Source organism: Paenibacillus sp. FSL E2-0151 (assembly GCF_037993015.1).
In the GTDB taxonomy this organism is placed as follows: Bacteria; Bacillota; Bacilli; order Paenibacillales; family Paenibacillaceae; genus Paenibacillus; species Paenibacillus amylolyticus.
In genome coordinates, this window is sequence record NZ_CP150308.1 from 5997350 (window position 1) to 6021008 (window position 23659).

The 23659-nt window shown below is 45.4% G+C and carries 15 protein-coding genes; all 15 read right to left on the minus strand.

The features are described from left to right. Nucleotides 1–217 precede the first annotated feature (217 nt). A complete protein-coding gene (cyoD, locus tag MHI55_RS26780; RefSeq protein WP_036606914.1) occupies nucleotides 218–547 on the minus strand; it encodes a cytochrome o ubiquinol oxidase subunit IV in 330 nt (109 codons plus the stop codon). Continuing rightward, entirely contained in the window at nucleotides 548–1168 is a 621-nt protein-coding gene (gene cyoC / locus MHI55_RS26785; RefSeq protein WP_036606911.1) for a cytochrome o ubiquinol oxidase subunit III, read from the minus strand. Next, nucleotides 1169–3139 (minus strand): cbb3-type cytochrome c oxidase subunit I, encoded by a 1971-nt coding sequence (locus MHI55_RS26790; RefSeq protein WP_036606909.1) that lies wholly within the window; start codon nucleotides 3137–3139, stop codon nucleotides 1169–1171. A 21-nt stretch (nucleotides 3140–3160) separates the two neighbouring features. Next, the gene (gene cyoA / locus MHI55_RS26795) at nucleotides 3161–4135 is read right to left on the minus strand and encodes a ubiquinol oxidase subunit II (RefSeq protein WP_076253565.1); all 975 of its coding nucleotides are present in this window, start codon (nucleotides 4133–4135) and stop codon (nucleotides 3161–3163) included. Between the two features lie 318 nt (nucleotides 4136–4453). After that, on the minus strand, nucleotides 4454–4717 hold the full coding sequence (locus tag MHI55_RS26800; RefSeq protein WP_036606904.1) for a hypothetical protein: 264 nt from the start codon (nucleotides 4715–4717) through the stop codon (nucleotides 4454–4456). A 360-nt stretch (nucleotides 4718–5077) separates the two neighbouring features. Then, nucleotides 5078–6439, minus strand: a complete 1362-nt coding sequence (locus MHI55_RS26805) for a GH1 family beta-glucosidase (protein ID WP_339185685.1) — start codon at nucleotides 6437–6439, stop codon at nucleotides 5078–5080. A gap of 16 nt (nucleotides 6440–6455) precedes the next feature. Further along, complete coding sequence (locus tag MHI55_RS26810; protein WP_340387624.1) at nucleotides 6456–8837, minus strand: glycoside hydrolase N-terminal domain-containing protein; 2382 nt, start codon at nucleotides 8835–8837, stop codon at nucleotides 6456–6458. 190 nt (nucleotides 8838–9027) lie between these two features. Next, the gene (locus MHI55_RS26815) at nucleotides 9028–10713 is read right to left on the minus strand and encodes an ABC transporter substrate-binding protein (protein WP_339191467.1); all 1686 of its coding nucleotides are present in this window, start codon (nucleotides 10711–10713) and stop codon (nucleotides 9028–9030) included. Nucleotides 10714–11046: 333 nt separating this feature from the next. Then, nucleotides 11047–12750, minus strand: a complete 1704-nt coding sequence (locus MHI55_RS26820; protein WP_036606898.1) for an ABC transporter substrate-binding protein — start codon at nucleotides 12748–12750, stop codon at nucleotides 11047–11049. Between the two features lie 377 nt (nucleotides 12751–13127). Beyond that, a complete protein-coding gene (locus tag MHI55_RS26825) occupies nucleotides 13128–14816 on the minus strand; it encodes an ABC transporter substrate-binding protein (RefSeq protein ID WP_076328875.1) in 1689 nt (562 codons plus the stop codon). 186 nt (nucleotides 14817–15002) lie between these two features. Beyond that, nucleotides 15003–15905 (minus strand): carbohydrate ABC transporter permease, encoded by a 903-nt coding sequence (locus MHI55_RS26830; RefSeq protein WP_127546605.1) that lies wholly within the window; start codon nucleotides 15903–15905, stop codon nucleotides 15003–15005. Between the two features lie 15 nt (nucleotides 15906–15920). Next, entirely contained in the window at nucleotides 15921–16904 is a 984-nt protein-coding gene (locus tag MHI55_RS26835; RefSeq protein WP_127546607.1) for a sugar ABC transporter permease, read from the minus strand. 278 nt (nucleotides 16905–17182) lie between these two features. After that, nucleotides 17183–20092 (minus strand): sugar-binding domain-containing protein, encoded by a 2910-nt coding sequence (locus MHI55_RS26840; RefSeq protein WP_340387626.1) that lies wholly within the window; start codon nucleotides 20090–20092, stop codon nucleotides 17183–17185. Nucleotides 20093–20267: 175 nt separating this feature from the next. Then, nucleotides 20268–21866, minus strand: a complete 1599-nt coding sequence (locus tag MHI55_RS26845; protein ID WP_339191354.1) for a response regulator transcription factor — start codon at nucleotides 21864–21866, stop codon at nucleotides 20268–20270. Next, nucleotides 21859–23649, minus strand: coding sequence for a histidine kinase (locus MHI55_RS26850; RefSeq protein WP_100529851.1), 1791 nt, complete (start codon nucleotides 23647–23649; stop codon nucleotides 21859–21861). Before MHI55_RS26850 ends, MHI55_RS26845 begins: the two co-directional genes overlap by 8 nt. Nucleotides 23650–23659 lie beyond the last annotated feature (10 nt).

Genomic DNA, 23659 nt, shown 5'->3' on the forward strand with positions numbered 1-23659 from the left:
TCTCCTAAAATAATTTTGCTAAAATTGCTCTAACTAAAATATTGAATATATTTCCAGAGTGTATAACAATAGTATCACTGGTAAATTATTTCATCAACGACTTATTATGATATAATCCAACTTTTTTTTCATTAAAATATGCGATAACTTCTGCTTAGAAAAAAAAGAGCCCCACAACCTTGAATTCCAAGGTCGTGAAGCTCTTTCATCATATCAATTAATGTGCAACAGCATTGTTAAGCATAATCCAGATCGAACCAATTACGATGGTCATCATAATCAGCAAACCGAAGATAAGAGCCATCACATTCCAGCGTGGTTTCTCTGTTTCACGGATATGCATGAAGAAGAAGAGTTGAACCACAAACTGAAGTGCTGCCGTGCCAAGAACAACAATGAGTGTTCCTGTTCTTTCCATCATATCATTGAGAACCACCACAAGTGGAATGATTGTCAGAACGACGGACAGAATGAAGCCGATGACATAAGACTTCAGTGAACCATGTTGCTCATGACCGTGGGAATCATGTGAGTTGTGCTCTGACATCTACATCACCCCCATGAGATAGACGATCGACAGGAGGAAAATCCATACGACGTCCAAGAAGTGCCAGTACAAGCTGATGACGTTAATTTTACCGCGAGTAACATCGGTAATACCACGTTTTTTCAGTTGTAACATAAGTCCAATCATCCAGATCAGACCGAGCGATACGTGAAGTCCGTGAGTTCCCACAAGGGTGAAGAATGCGCCAGAAGCAGCACTCGTTGTAAAGCTGAACCCTTCGTGAATCAACTCAATAAACTCATATACTTCCAGTGCGATAAAGCTTGCACCCAGAACGGCTGTAACTGCCAGCCAACTGATTAATTGTTTTACTTTGCCTTGATTCATCGCCAGTACGGCTAGTCCGCTCGTAAATGAACTTGTGAGCAAGATAAACGTTTCGGCAATAACACCAGGCATTTTGATCAATTCAGACAAAATCGGTCCGCCCGCCGTATTGTCACGCAACACAATGAAGGTTGCGAACAATACGGAGAACAGGATAACGTCGGAAATCAGGAAGAACCAGAAACCGAGAATTTTCATTTCCTGTGGATCATGATGTCCATGGTCGTGACCATGTGCATGATTCTCACCGTGCTTAGCGGCTGCTTGAGCCATCTATACCGACCCCCTTAACGACGCTTCGGTACGTTTAATTTCGTCAACCGGAATGTAATAATCCGTATCATATGAGAATGAACGGGCGATCATACAGATCCCTACGCCAGCGAGTCCGAGAATTGCCATCCACAACCATCCGAAGACAAAGCCGAAACCGGCGATGAACCAGAAGACAGACATGATGAACGGAATTCCAGAGTTCTTCGGCATATGAATCGGCTCAAGCGGTTGCTCTGGCGGATAGATGCCTTTGGCACGACGTTCTTTCTCTTCCCACCACTCATCAATATCATCTCCGCGCGGTGTAACGGCGAAGTTGTATTCAGGAGCTGGTGAAGGAATTGACCACTCCAGCGTACGGCCATCCCATGGATCGGCGGAAGCTTTGAGTGATTTGTATTTGCGAATACCGTCTGCGATTTGTGCAACTTGGAACAGGAATCCGACACCCATCAGGAATGCCCCGATTGTGGATACGAAGTTCAGTTCCCACCAGCCAGTATCCCAGCCGTATGTGCTCAGACGACGTGTCATACCCATTAGACCGACAGCGTACTGCGGCATGAAGCAGACATAGAAACCAATATTCCAAGTCCAGAATGCCCATTTGCCCAGTTTCTCTTCGAGTTGGAAACCGAACATTTTAGGCCACCAGTAGTACAGACCTGCGAAGTATCCGAAGACAACGCCACCGATCAATACTTGGTGGAAGTGGGCAATCAGGAAGTAACTGTTGTGGAACTGGAAGTCAGCAGGAGCAACGGATAACAGAACGCCTGTCATACCCCCGACAATAAAGCACGGGATAAAGGCAAGTGTCCACATCATCGGAGTCGCCATGCGAATCCTTCCTCGATACATGGTAAACAGCCAGTTGAATATCTTAACCCCTGTTGGAATAGCAATCAACATCGTAGTTACGGCGAAGAATGCATTCACGTCTGCTCCGGAACCCATCGTGAAGAAGTGATGCGCCCATGTGAAGAAGGACAGGAAGCTGATGATCAACATCGCGAATACCATCGATTTGTAGCCAAACAGTTTTTTCCGAGAGAAGGTACTTACAATCTCGGAGAAAACACCGAATGCCGGCAAGACGACAATGTATACCTCAGGGTGACCCCACATCCAGATCAAGTTGATATACATCATTGGGTTACCGCCCAGATCAAGTGTGAAGAAATGCGCCCCGGCAAACCTGTCGAGGAATAACAATGCAAGTGTCACGGTCAAGATCGGGAAAGCAAACAAGATAATGATACAAGTGGAGAATACCGACCATGTGAACATCGGCATTTTCATCCATCTCATGCCTGGCGCACGCATTTTAATGATGGTAACCAGGAAGTTGATACCGGTAGCCAAGGAACCGATACCCGATATCTGTATACCCCATATATAGAAGTTCTGTCCTACCCCCGGACTGTGTGACAGCTCCGATAGAGGCGGATAACTCAGCCATCCTGCATCCGGTGAACCACCGATAACGAATGACAGGTTAAACAGCATTGCTCCCAGGAAGAATAACCAGAAGCTCAGTGCATTCAGGAACGGGAACGCAACGTCCCTTGCTCCGATCTGTAATGGCACGATAACGTTAAATAGACCAAACATAAATGGCATCGCCATGAACAAGATCATGATCGTACCGTGAGTTGTAAAGACCTGATTATAATGCTCAGGATTCAGAAATTCATTGTTAGGCATAGCTAGCTGAAGGCGCATCATTAGCGCATCCACACCACCACGGAACAACATGATAATGGAAGCAATGATATACATGATACCGATCTTTTTGTGATCGACAGTCGTTAACCAGTTACGCCAGAGCCAGCCCCATTTTTTGAAATAAGTTAGCACCGCTACAATAGTAATCATGGTAATTCCGATAGCTACCATCGCACCATAAATGAGCGGATCACCGGTTACGAAAAACTCCGATGCAAACTCTTTAAGTCCCTCTAACATTGGGGGCCTCCTTTCGAATCTTTAGTTAGCACTCTCGTCCTCGTCTTGATTGGACGTATCAGTTGCATTTTGAATGGCTCCAGAAGCTTCTTTTGAAGTTCCATGCTTACTGTGAGCACTTTGACCATCTACTACATACTTGGTCACAATATTTTGGAACAATCCTTCTGGGAAGGCAGAATAATAAGCAACGTTGCTTGTGCCTGGCTCAGCCAGTGCTTTGTAACCTTCTGTAGTCAACGCCTGAGAACTCTGTTTCACTTCAGCTACCCAATTGTCAAAATCTTCGTCCGATGTAGCATTCACATCAAAACGCATTTCTCCAAAATGCTCACCTGTGAAGTTAGCGCCTGAACCCCAGTACTTGCCTTCATGATCTGCCTGCAGATACAAGGTCATCGCCATACCCGACATCGTATAAATCTGTCCTCCAAGTTGCGGAATCCAGAATGAGTTCATCGGTGAATCCGCAGTGAGTTCAAATTTCACGGGCCGGTCTGCCGGAATATTCAACGTATTAACCGTTGCAATTCCTTGTTCTGGATACATAAACAGCCATTTCCAGTCCAGTGAAGACACTTGGATGGTAATTGGTGCTTTCTCGTGAGCCAACGGCTTCGAAGGTTCCAAAACATACGTGTAACGAATCGTTACAATTGCAAGTATTCCAATAATAATAATTGGAATGGTCCACCATACAACCTCCGCTTTGGTGCTATGAGCCCAGTTAGGTTCATATGCTGCTTTGTTGTCCGGTTTCTCACGGTAACGCCATACGATTACGGCAGCCAAAATGAGTACTGGCACAATAATGACAGCACACAAAATTGTCGAGATGACAATCAAATCTCTCTGCGAAGCGCCAATTGGCCCCTTCGGATCCAGAACAACGTACTGTCCGCCTGCCAGCATTGGCCAGACAATCAATGCAATTGTAACCAACGTCAGGACAACCGGAATGATAATCCGGATTAGCGACCTAGGTTTCTTGTTCATTTTGATCCCCTCTCCTTAAATTCGCTCATACTGAAAAATCAGTATACTACTCTCTTCCTACTAAAGATATCAGAAATGAACAACTTTTTTGTTCTTGTTAACAAATTTGTCGATTTTACACCTTAAATGTGTGAATTTTTTCTCACAAATCGCTTGCATGCTTGATATTTGTACTTCGTAATCTTTACACATCAAGTCACAAAATAAAACCCTTTGCAGTCCCGTTGAACAGTGTCAACGAATCCGCAAAGGGCTTTATTGACTGGATTCCGGGAACTCATCCAGTCTTATTATGAACGAATTAACGCAGGATTATAATCAATCAGCGCCTTCGTCTTCCCGGCGTGTATGAACAAGGCCAATCGCTTTGGCAATAACGTAAATAAACACACTACCTACAAGGAATCCAATACCAACCATCAAGCCAAGATTACGATCATTAAATTCGTTCAGATTGATCAGACACATGATCACTCCCGTAATGAGTGCGACCCATGCCAGAACTGTCATCGTCAAGACGGCGCGCCGCATATTTTTGTCTTTGCGCTCCAATTGGCTAACCATTGCTGTCTTCGATGCCATAGTAAACACTTCCTTTTCCCTTTTTGTAAGTGCTTTCCTTATACCAATATACCACATCAGTATGATTTTTAGTCAACAAATGTTCAAATTTTATTCGCAATTTGGACACTTTATTTTCATTTCGACCATTGACAAAGCATTATTAAATTCTTTCATACTTCTTATAACCCAAAAAACGTCTCTTCATAACAGGAACTGCACTTGACCTTATGAAACCTTTATGAACTACTCCTTTCCAACGGTAAAAACACAAAAAAAGACGGCACATTGGAATACTCCAATGTTACCGTCGTTCTCAGCTTTAATAAGGGAACCATATATAATGAGGACCTGCTTTACCCTTGAAACCTGCCACCCAAACTATTGGGGATTATGTTCGTTCCGTGTCTCCAACCAATTATTCTTGATGACGTTCTGATACCAGTAATAACTCTCCTTCGGTGTTCTCACGAGTGAACGATAGTCCATATGAACAAGACCAAAACGCATACGGTAGCCTTCTGCCCACTCAAAATTATCCATCAGTGACCATGCCATGTACCCTTTCAGGTTAATGCCGTCATTAATGATGCGGTGAATTTGAGCCAAATGCTGCTCATAATATGAAATCCGGCGATCATCGTTAATTTTTCCGTTCTCCAGATCATCATTGATGCAGGCACCATTCTCTGTGATATATACATCCACATTGCCGTACTTTTGCAAGTAATGCATAAATTCATACAAACCACGTGATTCCACAGGCCAGCCAATATCAGTTTTGGTGAGGCCCATATCAACTTCTTCCGATTGCAGAGCACCTGCCTCCGGATTGAAGCGATTGATCCCCATCGTGTAATAGTTAATGCCGAGCAGATCGATTGGTTGCGAGATGATCTCCATATCACCTTCCTGAATTGGTACGGTAGCACCCGCTTCTGCAAACCAATCCACCATAAACTGCGGATATGAACCTTTGTAGATTGGATCAAGGAACCAATCGGTATTAAGCGCAATTGATCGGTCACACGCAGCTTGGTCCTCAGGAGATTTGCTGTACGGCTCAGCCCAGCACACGTTCGGAGCAATACCAATCTGACCGGTTGTTCCCAAGCGACGGAAGGATTGAACGGCTTTACCATGAGCAACCAGTAATCCATGTGCCACATTAATAGAAGTTTGCAGGTCTTTGTTTCCTGGCGCATGAATCCCCAGAAGGTTCGACAGGAACGCGATACACCATGGTTCGTTGAATGTCAGCCAGAAGTTGATTTTGCCCGAGAATTCTTTGAAGATCACTTCGGCATATTTCACAAAAGCATCCACAGTTCTGCGGTTGCCCCAGCCTCCGTCATCCTCCAGCGTTTGCGGAAGATCCCAGTGATACAGTGTGAGGAACGGTTCAATTCCAGCCTCGATCAATGCATCCACGAAGCGGTGGTAGAAGTCCAGACCTTCCCGATTGATCTCACCATCTCCGTCAGGAATAATACGCGGCCAGGCAATGGAGAACCGGTATGTATTAATCCCGAGTTTCTTCATTAGTTCGATGTCTTCCTCGTAACGGTGGTAACTGTCACATGCGATATCCCCATTGTCTCCGTTATATACCTTGCCAGGTGTGCGCGCAAACGTATCCCAGATGGATACCCCGCGTCCACCTTCCTGTGCCGCTCCTTCTATTTGATAGGAAGCTGTTGCTGTACCCCAGCGAAAATCTTGCGGAAATTTAAAAATGGTCATGGTTGGCTCCTCCGTCTCATGATGACACGCGGATCGTCTGTCCTGCGGTCATCGTTAAAATAATTACATAATCGCCCTGAGGCGTAAGCTCTGCCTTGGCTTGTTCGTTTCCTTCCACACGCAGCGGATAAGCACTGCGAACGGTCAGCGTGTCACTTCGTTCTGCTTTGATGACTGCTGACGCAAGCTTGTTGTCCGCCCATGTTATTCCCACTGTATAACTACCTCTTGCACGAAGCCCTTCAACTCGACCTTGAGTCCAGAGTTCAGGCAGTGCCGGCAGTAAATGTAACTCGTTCAAGTGACTCTGCAACAACATCTCGGCTATTCCAGCCGTGCCTCCAAAGTTACCATCGATCTGGAACGGCGGATGATCGTCAAACAGATTCGGATGTGTGGATCGGGCCAGCAACGTGCGCACAAACTGATGTGCCTGGCTGCCATCCAACAGTCGTGCATACAGATTGATCAACCATGCACAGCTCCATCCTGTATGCCCGCCACCTTGTGAGATACGACGTTCAAGCGATACCCGTGCTGCTTCTACCAATTCCGGTGTGTGTACTGGATTGATCTGCTCTCCCGGATACAGTCCATACAGATGGGAGACGTGACGATGCCCTGGCTCGGATTCGGCAAAATCCTTAAACCACTCCAGCAATTGTCCTTCGCTTCCAATTCGGAATGGATAGAGTTTCTCCAGAGCCTCACTCCACTCGCTTGCCAACGACTCATCTATATTTAGTTGCTTCGCGGCCTCCATACAGCGGCTGAACAGTTCACGAATTAACGTCATATCCATCGTTGAAGCCATGGATATACTGCGTGCCTCCCCAGCATCTGTGAGAAACTTATTCTCTGGTGAAGTGGATGGAATCGTAACCAGATAACCATCGGGCCCTTCCACCAGCCAATCGAGACAGAACAGCGCCGCCTCTTTCATGATGGGATACGCACGTTCCTCAAGAAAACGCTGATCCCCGGTAAATTGGTAATGCTCCCATAGATGCGAGGTCAGCCACACGCCACCCATCGGCCAGAAAGCCCAGCTTGCATCTCCACCTGTCGGTGTAGAGGTTCTCCAGATATCCACGTTATGATGGGCAGTCCATCCACGGGCTCCATACAGAATCCGCGCCGTTCTTCGTCCTGTATCACTGAGATCGGTCAGCATATCAAACAGTGGCTCATGACATTCACTGAGATTGCAGACTTCTGCTGGCCAGTAATTCATCTCCGTGTTGATGTTGATCGTGTAGTCACTATGCCATGGCGGCTCTACCTGATGATTCCAGATTCCCTGCAGATTGGCAGGCTGGCTGCCCGGACGCGAACTAGCCATTAACAGATATCTTCCATATTGAAAATAAAGTGCCTCCAGTCCAGGGTCTTGTTGCCCTGCCTGATAAGCCTGCAGCCGCTCATCTGTAGGTAATTCGGCGTTAGCCCATACCCCTAAATCAATAGAGACTCTGTTAAACAACGCGCTGTGATCCTGAATATGTCGGTCACGAAGCGCTTCCGCGCCATGTTTGGTCGCTTTGGAGATCATCTCCTTACATTCCTCTTCCAATACAAGATGATCCTTCACAGGTAACACATCGTAACTCTCAAAGGAGGTAGCCGCTGCCAGATAAAACACAACCTGATTAGCACCCTGAATATGTAACTTGCCTTCCAAATTGGAGACCTTCATCTGATCGCCAGATGCCGTAAATGCTACACGGACAGCATAAGCCGTTCCCCGATCCTCTTCATAGAGGACGGATTCTGGGTGATCTCTGAAGTAATTGGACTCCACATGACTTGGGCACCGACTGAACATGGTTAGAGCATCTCCCGAAGTCTCAACGCGATAAGGATGGGGACTGTCTAGCGTAACACTTACACTCACAGCGCCCTTCTGATCAGCAGTTAATGTGCAGACCATCAGATCATCCGAAGCACTTGAATACACTTCACGTACGTATTGAGTTCCTTCCAATGAGTAGGTTGTGGTTGCAATACCCGATTCCAGATCAAGCTCCCGTTCAAATGCATCATATGAAAGATCATCCAGACCCTCATGGTGCAATAGAAAATGACCCATCGGCTGGTAAGCCTCCACATCACGACCAAGCATTTCACGGTTCAACAAATCCTCAGCCTCACCATACTTCCCAGACATGATCAACTCTCGCGTCTGCTTCAAATACCGCTGACTGCTGTATTGAATCGTATCCCGTGGAAACCCTGACCATAATGTATCTTCATTGAGCTGAATTCGTTCATCTGCTGCGCCTCCGTACACCATGCCTCCAAGACGGCCGTTTCCGATGGGCAATGCTTCTTCCCAGCGTTTTGCCGGTTGTTGATAACATAGACGATTGATTTTAGGTTCGTTATTGTGTTGGGACATGATTAGCTCCTGTTCCTAAATAAGCAGTATATTTCTTATGTCATAAAACGTTTTCGGTAAGTGCTTACAATAATAAAATTATATGTGATTTCAAAATTTGCGTCAATGCAAATCATCACATCAATCCACAAAAAAAAAGGCCCATATAGGGCCCTTTCCTTGTGTAACCATGGATCACAGACAATCCATATTATTTTACGTCTTTTCCTGTCCACAGAGAGACACGTTCCTTAACCCACACCGTAAATTGTTTCTCCATTTCAACTGCACCCGCTTTGTCCAAATCAGCCAGTAAAGCATCATAGGTTGTATCAAAGTTTGCTGGTGTAGTCAGAACAGCTTCCGGAATCCGTTTACGGATGATATCCTGCGTTTTCTGGAACGTTACCTCATAGTCTGTACCGGAAGGTACGGACATGTTATACGCTGCGCCCCAATCCTTAACTGGCAGATCTTCTTCAGCCGGATAGAACTCTTTCCAAGTCGTGATACCGTAAGCTTTCAGCGTTTCCTTCTCTGCAGCCGTGTAACCAGCTACAATCTGCTCAGGGAAGTTTGTTGTGTAATAGTTATCCGTAGAATCTTTTACACCATCACCGTATCTTGCACTAAATACGTTATACATCCCAATTCCTGTTTCCTTGCTGAAATTGGAGTTGTCATTCGTTTTGCGGTCCTGTACGTCATCTGGAATCACGCGTTTACCATCTTCTACGTTGTAATGTTCACCTTCGATACCCCAGTTTCTCAGAACTTGTCCTTCATCGGAAGCAAGCCAATCCATGAATTTGATGATACGCACTGGATCTTTGGCCGAAGTTGTAATCCCGATGCCATAACCGTCAAATCCGGCTGGTTGGAACGTGTGATCCACAATCTCATCGTTAAGTGATACAGAGAAGTGAGCGTATGTGGCATCATCCTTACCAGATGATTTAAGCGCGTTCTCCGCTTCTTGATAGTTCCACTCTTGGTCAATCAGACCGAGGACACGGCCACTGGCAATTTTGGACTTGTATTGGTCATCCTTTTGAACAAAGGCATCTTTGTCCAGTAGGCCTTCATTGTACATTTTATTCAACCAGCGGAAATATTCTCTTTCCTCTGGACGTTTGTAGTGCAATTTTGCTTCATACGTTTCAGGGTCAATGTAATATTCACCATCATCCGGTGCACCTGTTGCCTGGAAAGCCGGGTTCGTTACCGTGATCATGATTTTCCAATCATCTGCATTCAATGTTAATGGAATAGTTGGTTGACCATCAATGGTTGGATGTTTTTCATAATAGGCTCTGAGTACATTCTCGTAATCCTCAAGTGTCTTCACTTCAGGGTATCCAAGCTCTTTCAATACTCTTTGCTGAATTTCAAATCCACCTGTAGCGTCAAACGTAACATTATCAACACCCATATTAGTTGGAATGGTATAGATCGCTTGATCTTCCAAACTGTATTTCAAACGGTTCATCTGTTCTCCATAGATTTTTTTCAGATTGGGAGCATGCTCTTCAATCAGATCCGTGAGATCCAGCATCGCGCCTGCATCCACAAGCTTAGATAAGTTACCTTTAGGGTAGATCATATCAGGAAAGTCACCACTGGCAGCCATTAGTGCAATCTTCTGGTTACCACCATCGTTTACATCATACTCTGCTTCAATGGTAACGCCTGTTTGCTCCGTAATCTTTTTACCAACAGCATCTTGCATCTTGTTCCAGGTTGGACTAGCATCCGCCCCGAAGAATGTAACTGTGATCGGTTCGGTTCCGCTGGACTCCGAAGTCTCTTTGGTTCCCGAATTCCCACAACCAGCTGTAACCAACATTGCACTTGCGAGCATCAACATTGCAAACGTCTTGGGTGTATTGCCTTTCATTTTGCCTCTCATTGTCTAGTTCCCCCTATTATTTATGAAGGTTTTATCTGTATAACAGGCTTTATGCCTGAGGATACCACTTTTTTTGAATGCGCTTTCGATATCGTTCATTCCGACGTGTTTACTGAAGCTGACGTTTCGATTCTGCCAAAAGAAAGATTCTTCTTCTAACAAACGTAAAACGTTTTCGTAAATGGAATAAACCGCTTACTGAAAGTGCTTACATGATAGATTATAGGCTATCCATCACCTCACGTCAACAACAAAAAAAGCCCTTTCTCAAGGGCTTTTTTTGCTATGAAAATCAATAGCTTTCATGCTTGGTTTTCAAGCTTATTTCACATCTTTTCCAGTCCAGAGAGCTACACGTTCTTTGATCCAAACCGTGTATTGTTTCTCCATCTCCACTGCACCCGCTTTATCGAGTTCAGCCAGAAGACTATCATATACGCTGTCGAAGTTCTCAGGTTTGGCAAGGATCGCCTCTGGAATACGTTTACGTACGATATCCTGTGTTTTCTGGAACGTTACGTTGTAATCCGTGTCAGATGGTACAGGCATGTTGTATGCTGCGCCCCAATCTTTCAGCTTCAGATCATCGTCGGAAGGATAGAAATCTTTCCATGTTGTAATACCATAGGCTTTCAACGTTTCCTTCTCAGCGGCAGTGTAACCAGCTTGAATCTGTTCAGGGAAGTTCGTTGTATAGTAGTTATCCGTGGCATCTTTCACACCATCACCATATCTGGCGCTAAATATGTTATACATACCTACGCCTGATTCTTTGGTAAAAGCAGAGTTATCATTGGTTTTGCGATCTTGTACGTCAGCCGGAATGATGCGTTTCCCATTCTCGACTTGGTAATGTTGGCCTTCAACGCCCCAGTTTCTCAGGACCTGACCTTCATCGGAAGCAAGCCAATCCATGAATTTGATAATACGTACTGGATCTTTGGCCGAAGTTGTGATTCCGATACCATAACCGTCAAATCCTGTCGGTTGGAACGTATGATCCACAATATCCTTGTTCAGGGATACGGAGAAGTGGGCATATGTTTTGTCTCCACCGTTAGATGATTTCAAAGCATTCTCCGCCTCACCATAGTTCCACTCTTGGTCAATTAGACCAAGTACACGGCCACTGGCAATTTTGGATTTGTATTGGTCATCCTTTTGAACAAATGTATCTTTGTCAAGCAGACCCTCATTGTACATTTTGTTCAACCAACGGAAATATTCCTTTTCTTCAGGGCGTTTGTAGTGTAGAACGGCTTCATAGGTCTCAGGATTAATATAATACTCACCATCATCCGGTCCACCCGTAGCTTGGAATGCAGGGTTCGTTACCGTAATCATAATTTTCCAGTCATCTGCATTCAATGTTAACGGAATCGTCGGTTGACCATCAATCGTTGGATGTTTTTCATAATACGTTCTCAGTACGTTCTCGTAGTCCTCAAGCGTTTTTACTTCAGGGTAGCCAAGCTCTTTCAATACTCTTTGTTGAATTTCGAATCCGCCCCTAGCGTCAAACTCAACGTTATCTACACCCATATTCGTCGGGATCGTGTAAATGGCTTGATCTTCCAAACTGTATTTCAGACGGTTCATCTGATCACCATAGATTTTTTTCAAGTTGGGAGCATGCTCCTCAATTAGATCGGTCAGGTCCAGCATCGCGCCTGCATCCACAAGCTTAGACAAGTTGCCTTTAGGATAGATAATATCAGGGTAATCACCACTGGCAGCCATCAAAGGAATCTTTTGGTCACCGCCATTATTCACATCATACTCAGCTTCAATTGTAACTCCCGTTGCCTTAGTAATTTCTTGACCGACAGCATCCTTCATGTTATTCCAGTTCGGACTCGCGTCTGCACCAAAGAATGTAAAGGTCACTGGACTGGTTGTATCTCCGGAATCAACCGGTTTCTCTGAAGCGTTAGTTCCTCCTCCACTGCCGCTGCATCCTGCTGTAATTGCAAGAGCACTGGCTAACAGAAGCATTGCGAATGTTTTTGGTGTTTTGCCCTTCATGTGTAATCCCCCTTATGGATATTAATGAAGCTGTATATTTGTATAACAGGTTGACCTGCAAATACCGTAACCAGATGAAACAAATGTAATTTTCTTGTTTTTATAACATTAGAAGCGTTTTCTTAAAAATAAACAAATGTTCTTCTCTTGCTTTACTTCCTCTTCATTCTGCAAATGTTTACTTTGAGATTCAGGTGTATGGCACGTGTTGTACAAGCAAATGTAAGTGCTTTCATACTTGAATAATAATCGCTCCTATATCCCCTGTCAATAGTGAATTTATAAAATTGAAAACGTTTTTTAGAAAACGTTTTAGATAAAAAAAGAACCCAAATATTCTGGGTTCTTTTTCGTTTTAGATCTGAATTGCTAATCGTTTATTTAGCTTCTTCACCGCTCCACAATTGAACACGGTTTTGAACGAGTTCTGTGTATTGTTTCTCCATATCCTCTGCGCCTGCTTGGTTCACTTCTGTAATCATGCCGTCATAGATCGCATCGAACTGTTCAGGAGTACTCAGAATGGCTTCCGGGATACGCTTCCGGATGATATCCTGTGTTTTCTTGAAGATGACGTTGTAGTTGGAGTCACCTGGTGTTGGCAGATTGTATGCTGCTCCCCATGGTTTGATTGGGAACTCATCTTCACTCGGGAACAGATCTTTCCACGTCGTAGCACCGTAAGCTTTGAGTGTTTCTTTCTCTGCATCGGAATATGCTGCAACGATCTGTTCAGGGAAATTCGTAGTGTAGTAGTTATCCGTTGAATCCTTCACACCGTCTCCATAGTGACCGGACATATTGGTGTACAGTCCGATACCCGTTTCTTTCTGGAATACAGCTGCATTATTGGTTTTCTGATCCAGAATGTCGGCAGGAATGACACGTTTGCCGTCCTTCACTTCATACTGTTTGCCCTCAATTCCCCAGTTCATCAGCACTTGCCCTTCTTCAGAAGCCAGGTAATCGAAGAATTTGATTGTACGAACCGGGTCAGGATTCGATGTTGTAATCCCTACACCCCAACCGGATACAAAACCAGGGTCTTGGTAGGCATGATCCTTGATATCCTCGGACAGGGTTACTGGAAAGTGTGAATACGTTGCTTCAGTCTTACCAGCGGATTTCAATGCATTTTCTGCATCGGAATAACCCCAATCCTGGTCAATGACACCCAGAACACGTCCACTTGCAATTTTGGATTTGTATTGGTCTGTTTTCTGGATAAAGCTGTCCTGATCCAGCAATCCAGTGTTGTACATATGGTTCAACCAGCGGAAGTATTCTTTTTCCTCTGGACGTTTGTAATGCAGACTTGCTTCATACGTCTCTGGATCGATGTAGTATTCACCATCATCCGGAGCTCCTGTTGCCTGGAAGGCTGGGTTCGTTACAGTAATCATGATTCTCCAATCATCCGCGTCCAGTGTTAACGGGATGGTTGGCTGACCATCAATTGTTGGGTGTTTTTCTTTGTACGCCTTCAATACATTCTCGTAATCCTGAAGTGTACGTACTTCCGGGTATCCGAGTTCTTTCAGTACACGGTGCTGAATGCCAAATCCACCACCTGCATCAAAGTACTTTTGGTCTACCGCATAATACGTTGGCAGCACATAAATAGCCTGATCTTCATTACTGTATTTCAACCGGTCCATGTAATTACCATACAGCTTCTTCAGATTGGGAGCATATTGGTCGATCAGATCTGTCAGATCGAGCATTGCTCCGGCATCCACCAGTTTGCTGAGTTCTCCTTTGGGGGAGACAATATCCGGATAGTCTCCGCTCGCCGCCATTAAGGATATTTTATCTTGACCACCACTAACGGCAAATTCACCGTTAAGGGTTATCCCTGTTTTTTCCGTAAGGACTTTACCTACTTCATCCTTCATGCCATTCCAGTTCGGACTGGGGTCAACGCTGAAGAAATCAAAAGTAAGTGGAGTTGTCTCTGCGCTTGTATCCTTGAACGACGTATCACTGCCGCTTCCTCCACCGCAACCTGCGAGTAAAGACATTGCAAGCACTGGTGCCAGTGCAATCTTCATTTTGGAACTTGCCATAATGGTAATCCTCCCTGTTTCATATGTCTGTTTGTCCGGGACTTTTTTGTCCCTGTCTATAGCTTCATGAATACCACACCGCAGCCCTATACGGTGAAGCGCAGACCAAATGGCTGCGCTTCGGGTATCCTGATGCTTCATTTGTAGATGTACGGCCGCTCTATGTGGCAGCCTGTACCCTATTGTTTAACCTTTTACTGCGCCCAGTGTCATACCACCAACAAAGTACTTCTGAAGGAATGGATATACAATGAGGATTGGAACCGTCACAACGATCGTAATCGCCATTTTGATCGATTCCGGTGAAATCTGTGTCATTTGCTGCGCCATATCATTGGCATTTCGTCCAGCACCTGAGCCCTGCTGTGTACTTTGCAATACTTTCATCAGCTCATATTGGAGCGTGGTCAGATGTGCCTTTGAACCATTATACAGGTACGTATCAAACCACGCATTCCATTGACCTACAGCCAGGAACAATGCGATGGTAGCAAGCACTGGTTTACACAGTGGCAAGATGATTCTGTAATAGATTGTAAAGTCATTCGCTCCATCCAGCTTCGCGGATTCCTGCAATGAGTATGGCAGGCCATCAATGAATGAACGGATGATAAACACGTTAAATGCACTGATCATGCCAGGCAATACATATACCCAGAATGTACCGATCAGGTCCAAGTCACGCATCAGGATGTATACCGGAATCAGACCACCGGAGAAATACATCGTGAGTGCGAGTGTTGTGGATACAAATTTTCTAAGTCCAAAGTCAGGTCTGCTCAGTGTAAAGGCGATCATAGATGAACTGATCAATCCGAGCACGGTACCTACAAGTGTACGCAGAATGGATATCTGCAAACCTTGTAACAATCCATCATATTGGAAAATCGTTTTGTAGTTCTGTAATGTGAATTCGCGAGGCCACAAGTAAATTCCGCCACGTACTGTATCTGTCGAGTTATTGAGTGAGATGGCTAGTACGTTAAGGAATGGATAAAGTGTTACAACCAGCACCATGGTCATCGCGAGGATGTTGAATATATCGAACAGTTTATCGCCCCGAGTAGCATTGAATGCTTTGTTCGCCATAATGTCGTCCCCTCCCTACATGATGCTTTCTTTTGTGAATTTTTTGAACAAGCCGTTCGCAGTAAACAGAAGGATGATACTGACAACGGAGTTGAATATACCTATGGCTGTACCATACGAGAATCGTCCCATATTCAAACCATAATTGAGCGCGTATAGATCAAGTACTTCCGAGTAGTCTGTGACCAGACTGTTTTGTAGCAAAAATTGCTTCTCGAAACCGATACTGATAAGATGTCCAATCGACATGATGAAAAGTACAGAAATCGTGGTCCGTATGCCAGGCAGCGTAATATGCCACATCTGTCTCCAGCGGTTGGCTCCATCTACACGGGAGGCTTCATACAGCTCATTGTCGATACCTGTAATCGCCGCCAGATAGATGATGGCATTCCAACCGGTTTCCTTCCACATATCTGAAGCGGTTACAATGTACCAGAACAAGTTCCCCTTGGCCATGAATTGGATCGGCTGATCGATAATGTTCAGTCCTACCAATAGATCATTGATAATCCCGCCGTCGGTGGAGAGCATCTTGGTGATAATCCCTGCCACAACGACCCATGATACAAAGTGAGGCAGATATGATACCGTTTGCACGGCACGTTTGAAGAACATGCCTCTCATTTCATTCAGGAGAATAGCGAAGAATATCGGCACGATAAAACCGACAACCAGTCCCATCAGGCTCATTGCAAGCGTATTTCGAAGTACCAGATAGAAACGATCATCACTGAACAGCTCAACAAAGTGTTTAAAACCAACCCACTCTTGATCACCAAACGATCTGGCAGGTTTATAATTTTGGAAAGCCATCGTCCATCCCCATAGTGGCAGATAGTTAAATACGAAAACCCAAGCTACGAATGGCAATGACATGAGATAGAGATATTTCTGCTGTTTCATTCTGTCCCAAATTCCGTTCCGCCGATTCTTTAAAGGCGGTTTGGGGTCACTGCTTCTGTTCGCGGAAGCGGATTTTTTTGTTAGCGTTTCCATCTCCGTTCCCCCTCCTCTGTTTTATAAAATAATCATACTCGATAGAGCGTTTTCAAAATACCATCTGGATTTTAGAGAAAATCATATAAAAATTAGATATAGACATATATAATCAGACATTAATTCGTTAAAATCAGTGATAAATTATACTTTTAAATGATATAAAAGTAATATTAAGGTAAAGTACTATTCAAAGTGGTAAATATCGAAAACGTTTTATAGTAATCGTTTACTTCAATTACATGGCATACAAAAAGGACCCTTTCGGGTCCCTCTGATTACAATGTAAATTGAATGGTTTGCAGTTTAACGATGCCGAGTAATTGCGCTACGGATATGGAGGTTGCTGGACGGAATTGATCTCCATTCAGATAGGCAAGTATCTCCTGAAATAAGTAGGCGGCTTCCGGACGCTTCATTACAGCCAGATTGGCAAACGGAAGTGAGGATATCAAAATCTTGCCCTTCCCTACTTTTGCCTCAAAGGCATAAGCAAGTCGTTTGGCCCGATGGAAATGGTCCACCACTTCAATCAGCGGCTCCACCCCGGGCAACGTATCCAAACATATCGCTGGTGTACCGTTCACCAAGTGATACCAATGCCAGTCCGAAGCCCCATCATGCGGGAAGGAGCCTAGTAGTGCTAGCTGATCTCTCAAATACATACCCATCGTTGCACCAGGCTGTGTAGCAAACATCAGGTAATTCCAGAATACAGGCAGATACTTGGTCTCCACTGAATCATATAACCCTTCTGCGGTTGGCTGTAGCCAAACACTCCCCCCGTTGACCACATAATCAACGACATTGGGTGTTAACGACTGAACGATAACCAAGTCAATTTCCCGGTTTTTCAACAACTGGAATCCATCGATGCGATCTACGCAATCATCATGCGCTTCACCCAATAATGGCTTCAACTCTGCCACGGTATTCCAGAACCGATTTGAACTAGGATGAGACTGATAAAAAGGAAACGACCAGCCATGCCATACATTCGCCACAGTTCTTTCCGAATCGCCTGATATCAGCTCCGCTTCGATCCGAAAAGATGCTGCCCCTTCATGAGGAGCGGTAGCGACGATGCTTCCCAGTGACATGACAGACCCACATTGGATATCTCCGGTCTTCCATGCCCCTTCAGTAAGTATCAGATCATCGCTTATTAACCTCCACTGAATGACCGCGTCCTCAAGTGGCTCCTTACCGTAGTGAGAGATGCGTACATCGACATGAATGGGTTCTCCGGCGTAAAATGTACGCTCCTTGCAGCTTAACAACAGCACCACATCTGCGTTGAAACACATGAATTCTTCTGGTGTTGTAATGCCTTTGTCATCCCAAAATACATCCAGAATGCCCGTCGTAGCATGTCCCTGCCCTGGAAAATCACGAATGTCCAGAAGCTGTACGCCCGCAGCGTCCGGTGTTCGCCGAATTCGCTCCATAGCTTCTTTTAAGGAACGTACCAGATGGGTACCACTGACCTGTTGAAAATGCTCCAGGTCCCCCATCATACCTTTGTTTGTCAACGATTCTTCGATCGGTCGTAACCAGCTAGGACGCAATACGCCAGTATACTTCGCTCGCTCTTGGGGCCGAACATACATGGTGTACTGTGCATGTTCGTGCCCAATGACGGGATGCTCCGCAAGCCGAGTGACTGCATGATAGTCCAGCGTGGTATCCGGCACAGCAGAATATGCGGATTCCAACGGGGGATGCCAGTTCAACGACTGAATATAATAATCACCTTCCCGCCCTTGCGCCGGAAGCTGTCCAAAACCTGTATTGTCCGTATATAACCGGGTCGGGTCCATATCCCTTGCCCTTGAGACCAATGCATTGAGTTCAGGGTGGCCATTCGGACCAATGAGTTCATTCCCCATGGAGAACATGACGAATGAAGGATGTCTATGCAGCGACTGAAGCAACCCGTCCAGTTCTTGTGTCAGATAGGACAATACTTCAGCTGGCGCAGACTGATCCGATTGCTCAAAGAAACGAGACCAATGGGGAAGTTCTGCCTGCACCAGCATGCCTGCTTCATCAGCCGCCTTCCAGAAAGGCTCCGGCGCGCTCCACCCATGCAGTCGAACATGATTGAAGCCATACGATCTGGCGACTCGAAACTGCTGAAGATAATGCTCCTTGTCCCAGACGGGATAACCCGTCAGTGGAAAGATACAGCAATCGACGTACCCGCGCAGATATACTGGTGTCCCATTTAACTCAAGCTGCTTCCCGTTTGCTGCAAAGGAGCGTACACCAAAAGATTGCTCCAGCCGATCCAGTTCCTGCTCACCGTCATGCAGACGGATCACAGCCTTGTATAATTCAGGGGATTCATCAGACCATCTTGCGATAGACTTTTCTGTTCCAAGTTCCAATCGCCACTGATCTATTACAGCGTTACTTTCAGTTAAACCTGCTGAGCTTATATCCACATGTGATGGATCACTCAGATTCACATTACAACTATATCGATCTAGCCATGTGCCGTCCGGATGCTGGATATCCACATGTAATTGCATCGTTCTAGCCGATTCATTTGCGGGAGCGCTTACAGTACAATCAACCAAAATGGTTCCAGTCTCAGCCTCTGGTTGAATACGTAACGTCTGTAATCGGCAGGGGGGCAAAATGTCCAGATAAAAACCACCTGTGATTCCTCCCCAGGCTGTAGCCGTATGCAATGAATGAATGTGGCTACCCGCCAGCGGAAGTTTCATCGTATTATCCACGCGGATCTCCACACGATTCACTTCTCCCTGCTTCACCAGAGAAGTGACATCCCACTTCTGTTGATTCACCAGACTATCCTGCTGCCCGGCATACTGTCCATTGATCCAGAGATGCGTTGTCCATCGGACACCTTCCAATCTGAATACATAGTGGCATCCGGGATCGTCTGATGGAACATGAACATCCTGAGCATACCAGGCTGAGCCTTCATACTCGCGTACCTTGGTCCAGGTATCGAGCCTTTCGTATTCAGGCTCATCTCCGTATCCTTGCTCTTCCCATGAACCGGGAATCTGAATGGTCTCCCATGATGTATTTTTACACTGTGAAGGCGGTAATATCTCTTGTTCAACGAGTATATCGGACTCCAGATCCAAACAAAACTGCCATGTTCCATTTAAGTTCAATGTATGACGTACAGCGCCTATATCAGACAAATTCATATCGTATAGCCATCCCTTCATCTGGATTCTTGTAAATCCAGTCTAAAATGTGAAGCATTCGGTGACCATTGCTTATCATGGGAAGTGCATGGACAATATGATGAATCTGGAAATTTCTCAGGAATATCGAAAACGTTTTACACAATAGGCAGGGGCAAAGCCCAGCACTCCGTACTTATTCCTCGTTTGTATCCGGAGCCGTTCCTTTCGACGAAGATTGGGTTCTGGCCTGTTTGTAAGCGGAAGGGGATTCCCCTACATATTTCTTGAACTTACCGTGGAAGTAGTCCACATTCGCATACCCCACTCTAGCCGCGACCTGATGGACCTTTAGTCCTTCATCCAGCAATTCCTTGGCTTTTTCCATACGAACCTTGTCCAGAAATGCATTGAAATACTCTCCAGTATGATTCTTGAACAACTTACCCAAGTAACTGCTGTTATAGTTAAACACTTCAGCAAGTACCTCTAGCTTGAGATTTTCGCCAGGGTTACGCTGGATAAATTCAATCATCTGTTTCAATACAGTATCCTTGCTTCCCCCACCCATACGTTGAATAAGTCGATTAAAATGTTCCGCTGCTATAACTTTGAGATCAGACATCGTAAATTGATGATAGACTTCATTAATGAGAACCGAATGTTCCTGCATAATGGAGTGCATATGTTGATTCGTCGCTGCAAGCTTGTTGAACGCTAGAGAGAACACCTGTGAGAAGGCCGTTTTGATGGCTTGCTCTGTTCGGTGATATGGGACCAAGCGCTCTTCCATCTCACCCAGTACCCGCATGACTGACTCACTACTGCGGATGTCTAACGCATAATACAGCTTGTCCGCGAGTTCGTCCTCAACTGGCTCATGTGCTCCGTCCACAGCTTCAACTCCTGGCTTAACAACGTCTTCGCCTTCGCTACCTTCAGTCCACAGCATGATACGTTTCTCCGTGAACAAAAAGCGTTCACCGAGTATACGATTCGCCTGCGTGTATGACCGGGCAATTTCAGAAGTGGAATGTACGGGTTCACCTGCAGCACCATACATGTGAACCTCCCATTCTCCAAGAAGTCCTTCCAGCTCATCATACAGATTTCTTGCAGATGACTCGGATGTGATTGTTTCCTTACTTAACAGTCCCAGACCTGAATGAAACGAGAATACGATTCCTCGGTCTTTCTGGTCAAATGCTTCAATCAGTTTGCGTTTCATAACACTTCCCCGTTGCAGGTCGGGGGCCGCATGCATCTCAAACAGTACAATCTGATAGTGAGGCCAATGCAGTCCCAGGCTATCTTCTTCCATGCTGCCCGCACCCTCGAGACTGTCAAAGAGCAAAGCCTCGATCTGATGCTCCCTAAAGACGGTATCTTCACCAGCATGACGTGCCATTGTCTCCCGTTCACGGGTCAGGATTGTAGCAATACGCTCCAGTTCACCAATAATCTCTTCTTCATCCACCGGTTTGAGCAGATAACCATCCACACCAAAACTGATTGCCTTTTTGGCATAATCAAAATCTGCGTAACCACTTAATATCAAAAAGTGCGAATCCGGATGATTCCGGCGCACTTCTTCAATTACATCCAGCCCGGTCATACCAGGCATGCGAATATCAATAATCGTCAGATCAGGCTCCAACTCCTCAAACCGGGAGATGGCCTCACGCCCGCTGGCAGCTGTAGCGATGACCTGGAATCCGTATTTTTCCCACTCGATAATGGTTGTCAGTCCCTCACGTATGCTCGGTTCGTCATCCACCAAAAACACTTTATACATGTTGGTCCCCTCCTGCTGGCAAAGTGAAAGAAACCTCTGTTCCTTCCCCATATACACTCTTAATCTGTAATCCATATGGCTCGCCGTACGTCAATGTTAAGCGTTGATGTACATTACGCATGCCGATCCGACTCTTCTCCTGCTCCTCCGGTCCACAGATAAACTGCATCACCTCAGCCAGTCGTTCTGGCGTTATGCCTGCACCATTGTCATCCACACGGATCTGCACAATGTTCTCTACTAAACGAATACTTATATGAACACGGACTGTGCCCTCTTTGTTCTCCAGACCATGGACAATCGCATTCTCAACCAGAGGTTGAATAATCAAAGGCGGAATGTACATCTTCTCCACCTCGGGATCGATATGGATCTGGAATGCAAGGCGGTCGCCGTAACGAAATTTCTGAATTTCCAAATAGGAACGTACCATTTCAAGTTCAGCACGGAAGGTTGTTTTTCCACTGCCAATCTCCAGACTCTTGCGCATTAGCTTGCCCAACAGCCTGACGATGTTGGCAATCTCTGCTTCTCCCTTAATATGCGCTTTCATCCGAATGGACTCCAGTGCATTAAACAAGAAATGGGGATTGATCTGGCTCGCCATCATTTTCAGTTTAATCTCTTTCTGGGCGATTTCCAATTGATTGTTCTGTTCGGTCGCTTCTACCACCTGCGTCATGAGTTCATTGATACTTTTCACCATATAGTTGAACTGTCGTGATAGTTGTCCAATCTCATCGTTTCCATCAATCCGTGAAGTCACGTTCAGGTCTCCTAATGCAAGCTTGTTGAGGTGTTTACTCAGCCGGAGCAATCGGTTCGAAGTGAGGAACGAGATGATATATACGAATAATAGGGCGATCACCAGCACAAGGATAATAAAAATCATGCCAATCAAGCTGACGGTGTTAGCGTCTTTGACGATATTTTTGGTGGCAAAAACCGAAATCACCTTCAGGCTGTTCATACTCGATCCAGGGCCCAGCTCATCAATAACAATATTAGATGGTTCCCCTCGGAAATCACCCTCTATGGTGCCTTTCGCCTGATTCTGCAGATCAACGCCAAAATCAAGCTCATCCAGCGTTTTACCCACCAGCTCGGTATTCTTGGCCGCAACCACATACCCCTGCTCGTCCGTAATCATCGTCTCAAACTGTTCCTGACGCAACAATCCATTCAGCTCATCCTGATTGATCACAATCATCAACACGCCCTCGGTCCGATATTCGGCAAAAGGTACTTTGCGCACCAGGCTGAGCTTGTGTACAGGATTATCTTCCTTGTCTGGAATGTAGAACCACCCGATGCTGGTTGTTTTCAGTGCCTGTTGGTACCAGTAGCTCTCTTCCGTCTGCTTGTCTACCGGGATGAATTCGAGGTTGTTGATCAATGTTGGGTTAGTTGAGTAAAAACGAATGCCGGCTATCTCACGGTACAAACGCCTGTACTCCTGAAAGTCTTTGTATGCAAGATACGCTGAGGTTAACTCTACAACGCTCTTGTACCGTTTATTCACGATCTCCTTGAGATCCGCATTAAACATTAATAGATTGGATATATCTGTTGGTACACGAAGCATGGTTGCCGTCTGGCTCTTGATCTTGTCCACATTGATGATCGTCTGTCCTATCGCATTGTCCAGGGCTTGCTGGCGAAAATAACTGGTCACAGCAAGACCAACAATCAGGACCGGAATCATGACAACCAGTACATAGGAAATGAGCAATTTATGCTTTAATTTGAGATTATTAGTGGTTCGTATCAGCCTTTTCAACATGTCTGCACCT

Coding starts and splice junctions, on each gene's coding strand:
- MHI55_RS26805 (WP_339185685.1), bottom strand. CDS start 6,439: ATGACCATTTTTAAATTTCCGCAAGATTTTCGCTGGGGTACAGCAACA.
- cyoC (WP_036606911.1), bottom strand. CDS start 1,168: ATGGCTCAAGCAGCCGCTAAGCACGGTGAGAATCATGCACATGGTCAC.
- MHI55_RS26810 (WP_340387624.1), bottom strand. CDS start 8,837: ATGTCCCAACACAATAACGAACCTAAAATCAATCGTCTATGTTATCAA.
- MHI55_RS26820 (WP_036606898.1), bottom strand. CDS start 12,750: ATGAAGGGCAAAACACCAAAAACATTCGCAATGCTTCTGTTAGCCAGT.
- MHI55_RS26790 (WP_036606909.1), bottom strand. CDS start 3,139: ATGTTAGAGGGACTTAAAGAGTTTGCATCGGAGTTTTTCGTAACCGGT.
- MHI55_RS26830 (WP_127546605.1), bottom strand. CDS start 15,905: ATGGCGAACAAAGCATTCAATGCTACTCGGGGCGATAAACTGTTCGAT.
- MHI55_RS26850 (WP_100529851.1), bottom strand. CDS start 23,649: ATGTTGAAAAGGCTGATACGAACCACTAATAATCTCAAATTAAAGCAT.
- MHI55_RS26835 (WP_127546607.1), bottom strand. CDS start 16,904: ATGGAAACGCTAACAAAAAAATCCGCTTCCGCGAACAGAAGCAGTGAC.
- MHI55_RS26825 (WP_076328875.1), bottom strand. CDS start 14,816: ATGGCAAGTTCCAAAATGAAGATTGCACTGGCACCAGTGCTTGCAATG.
- MHI55_RS26815 (WP_339191467.1), bottom strand. CDS start 10,713: ATGAAAGGCAATACACCCAAGACGTTTGCAATGTTGATGCTCGCAAGT.
- cyoA (WP_076253565.1), bottom strand. CDS start 4,135: ATGAACAAGAAACCTAGGTCGCTAATCCGGATTATCATTCCGGTTGTC.
- MHI55_RS26800 (WP_036606904.1), bottom strand. CDS start 4,717: ATGGCATCGAAGACAGCAATGGTTAGCCAATTGGAGCGCAAAGACAAA.
- MHI55_RS26845 (WP_339191354.1), bottom strand. CDS start 21,866: ATGTATAAAGTGTTTTTGGTGGATGACGAACCGAGCATACGTGAGGGA.
- cyoD (WP_036606914.1), bottom strand. CDS start 547: ATGTCAGAGCACAACTCACATGATTCCCACGGTCATGAGCAACATGGT.
- MHI55_RS26840 (WP_340387626.1), bottom strand. CDS start 20,092: ATGAATTTGTCTGATATAGGCGCTGTACGTCATACATTGAACTTAAAT.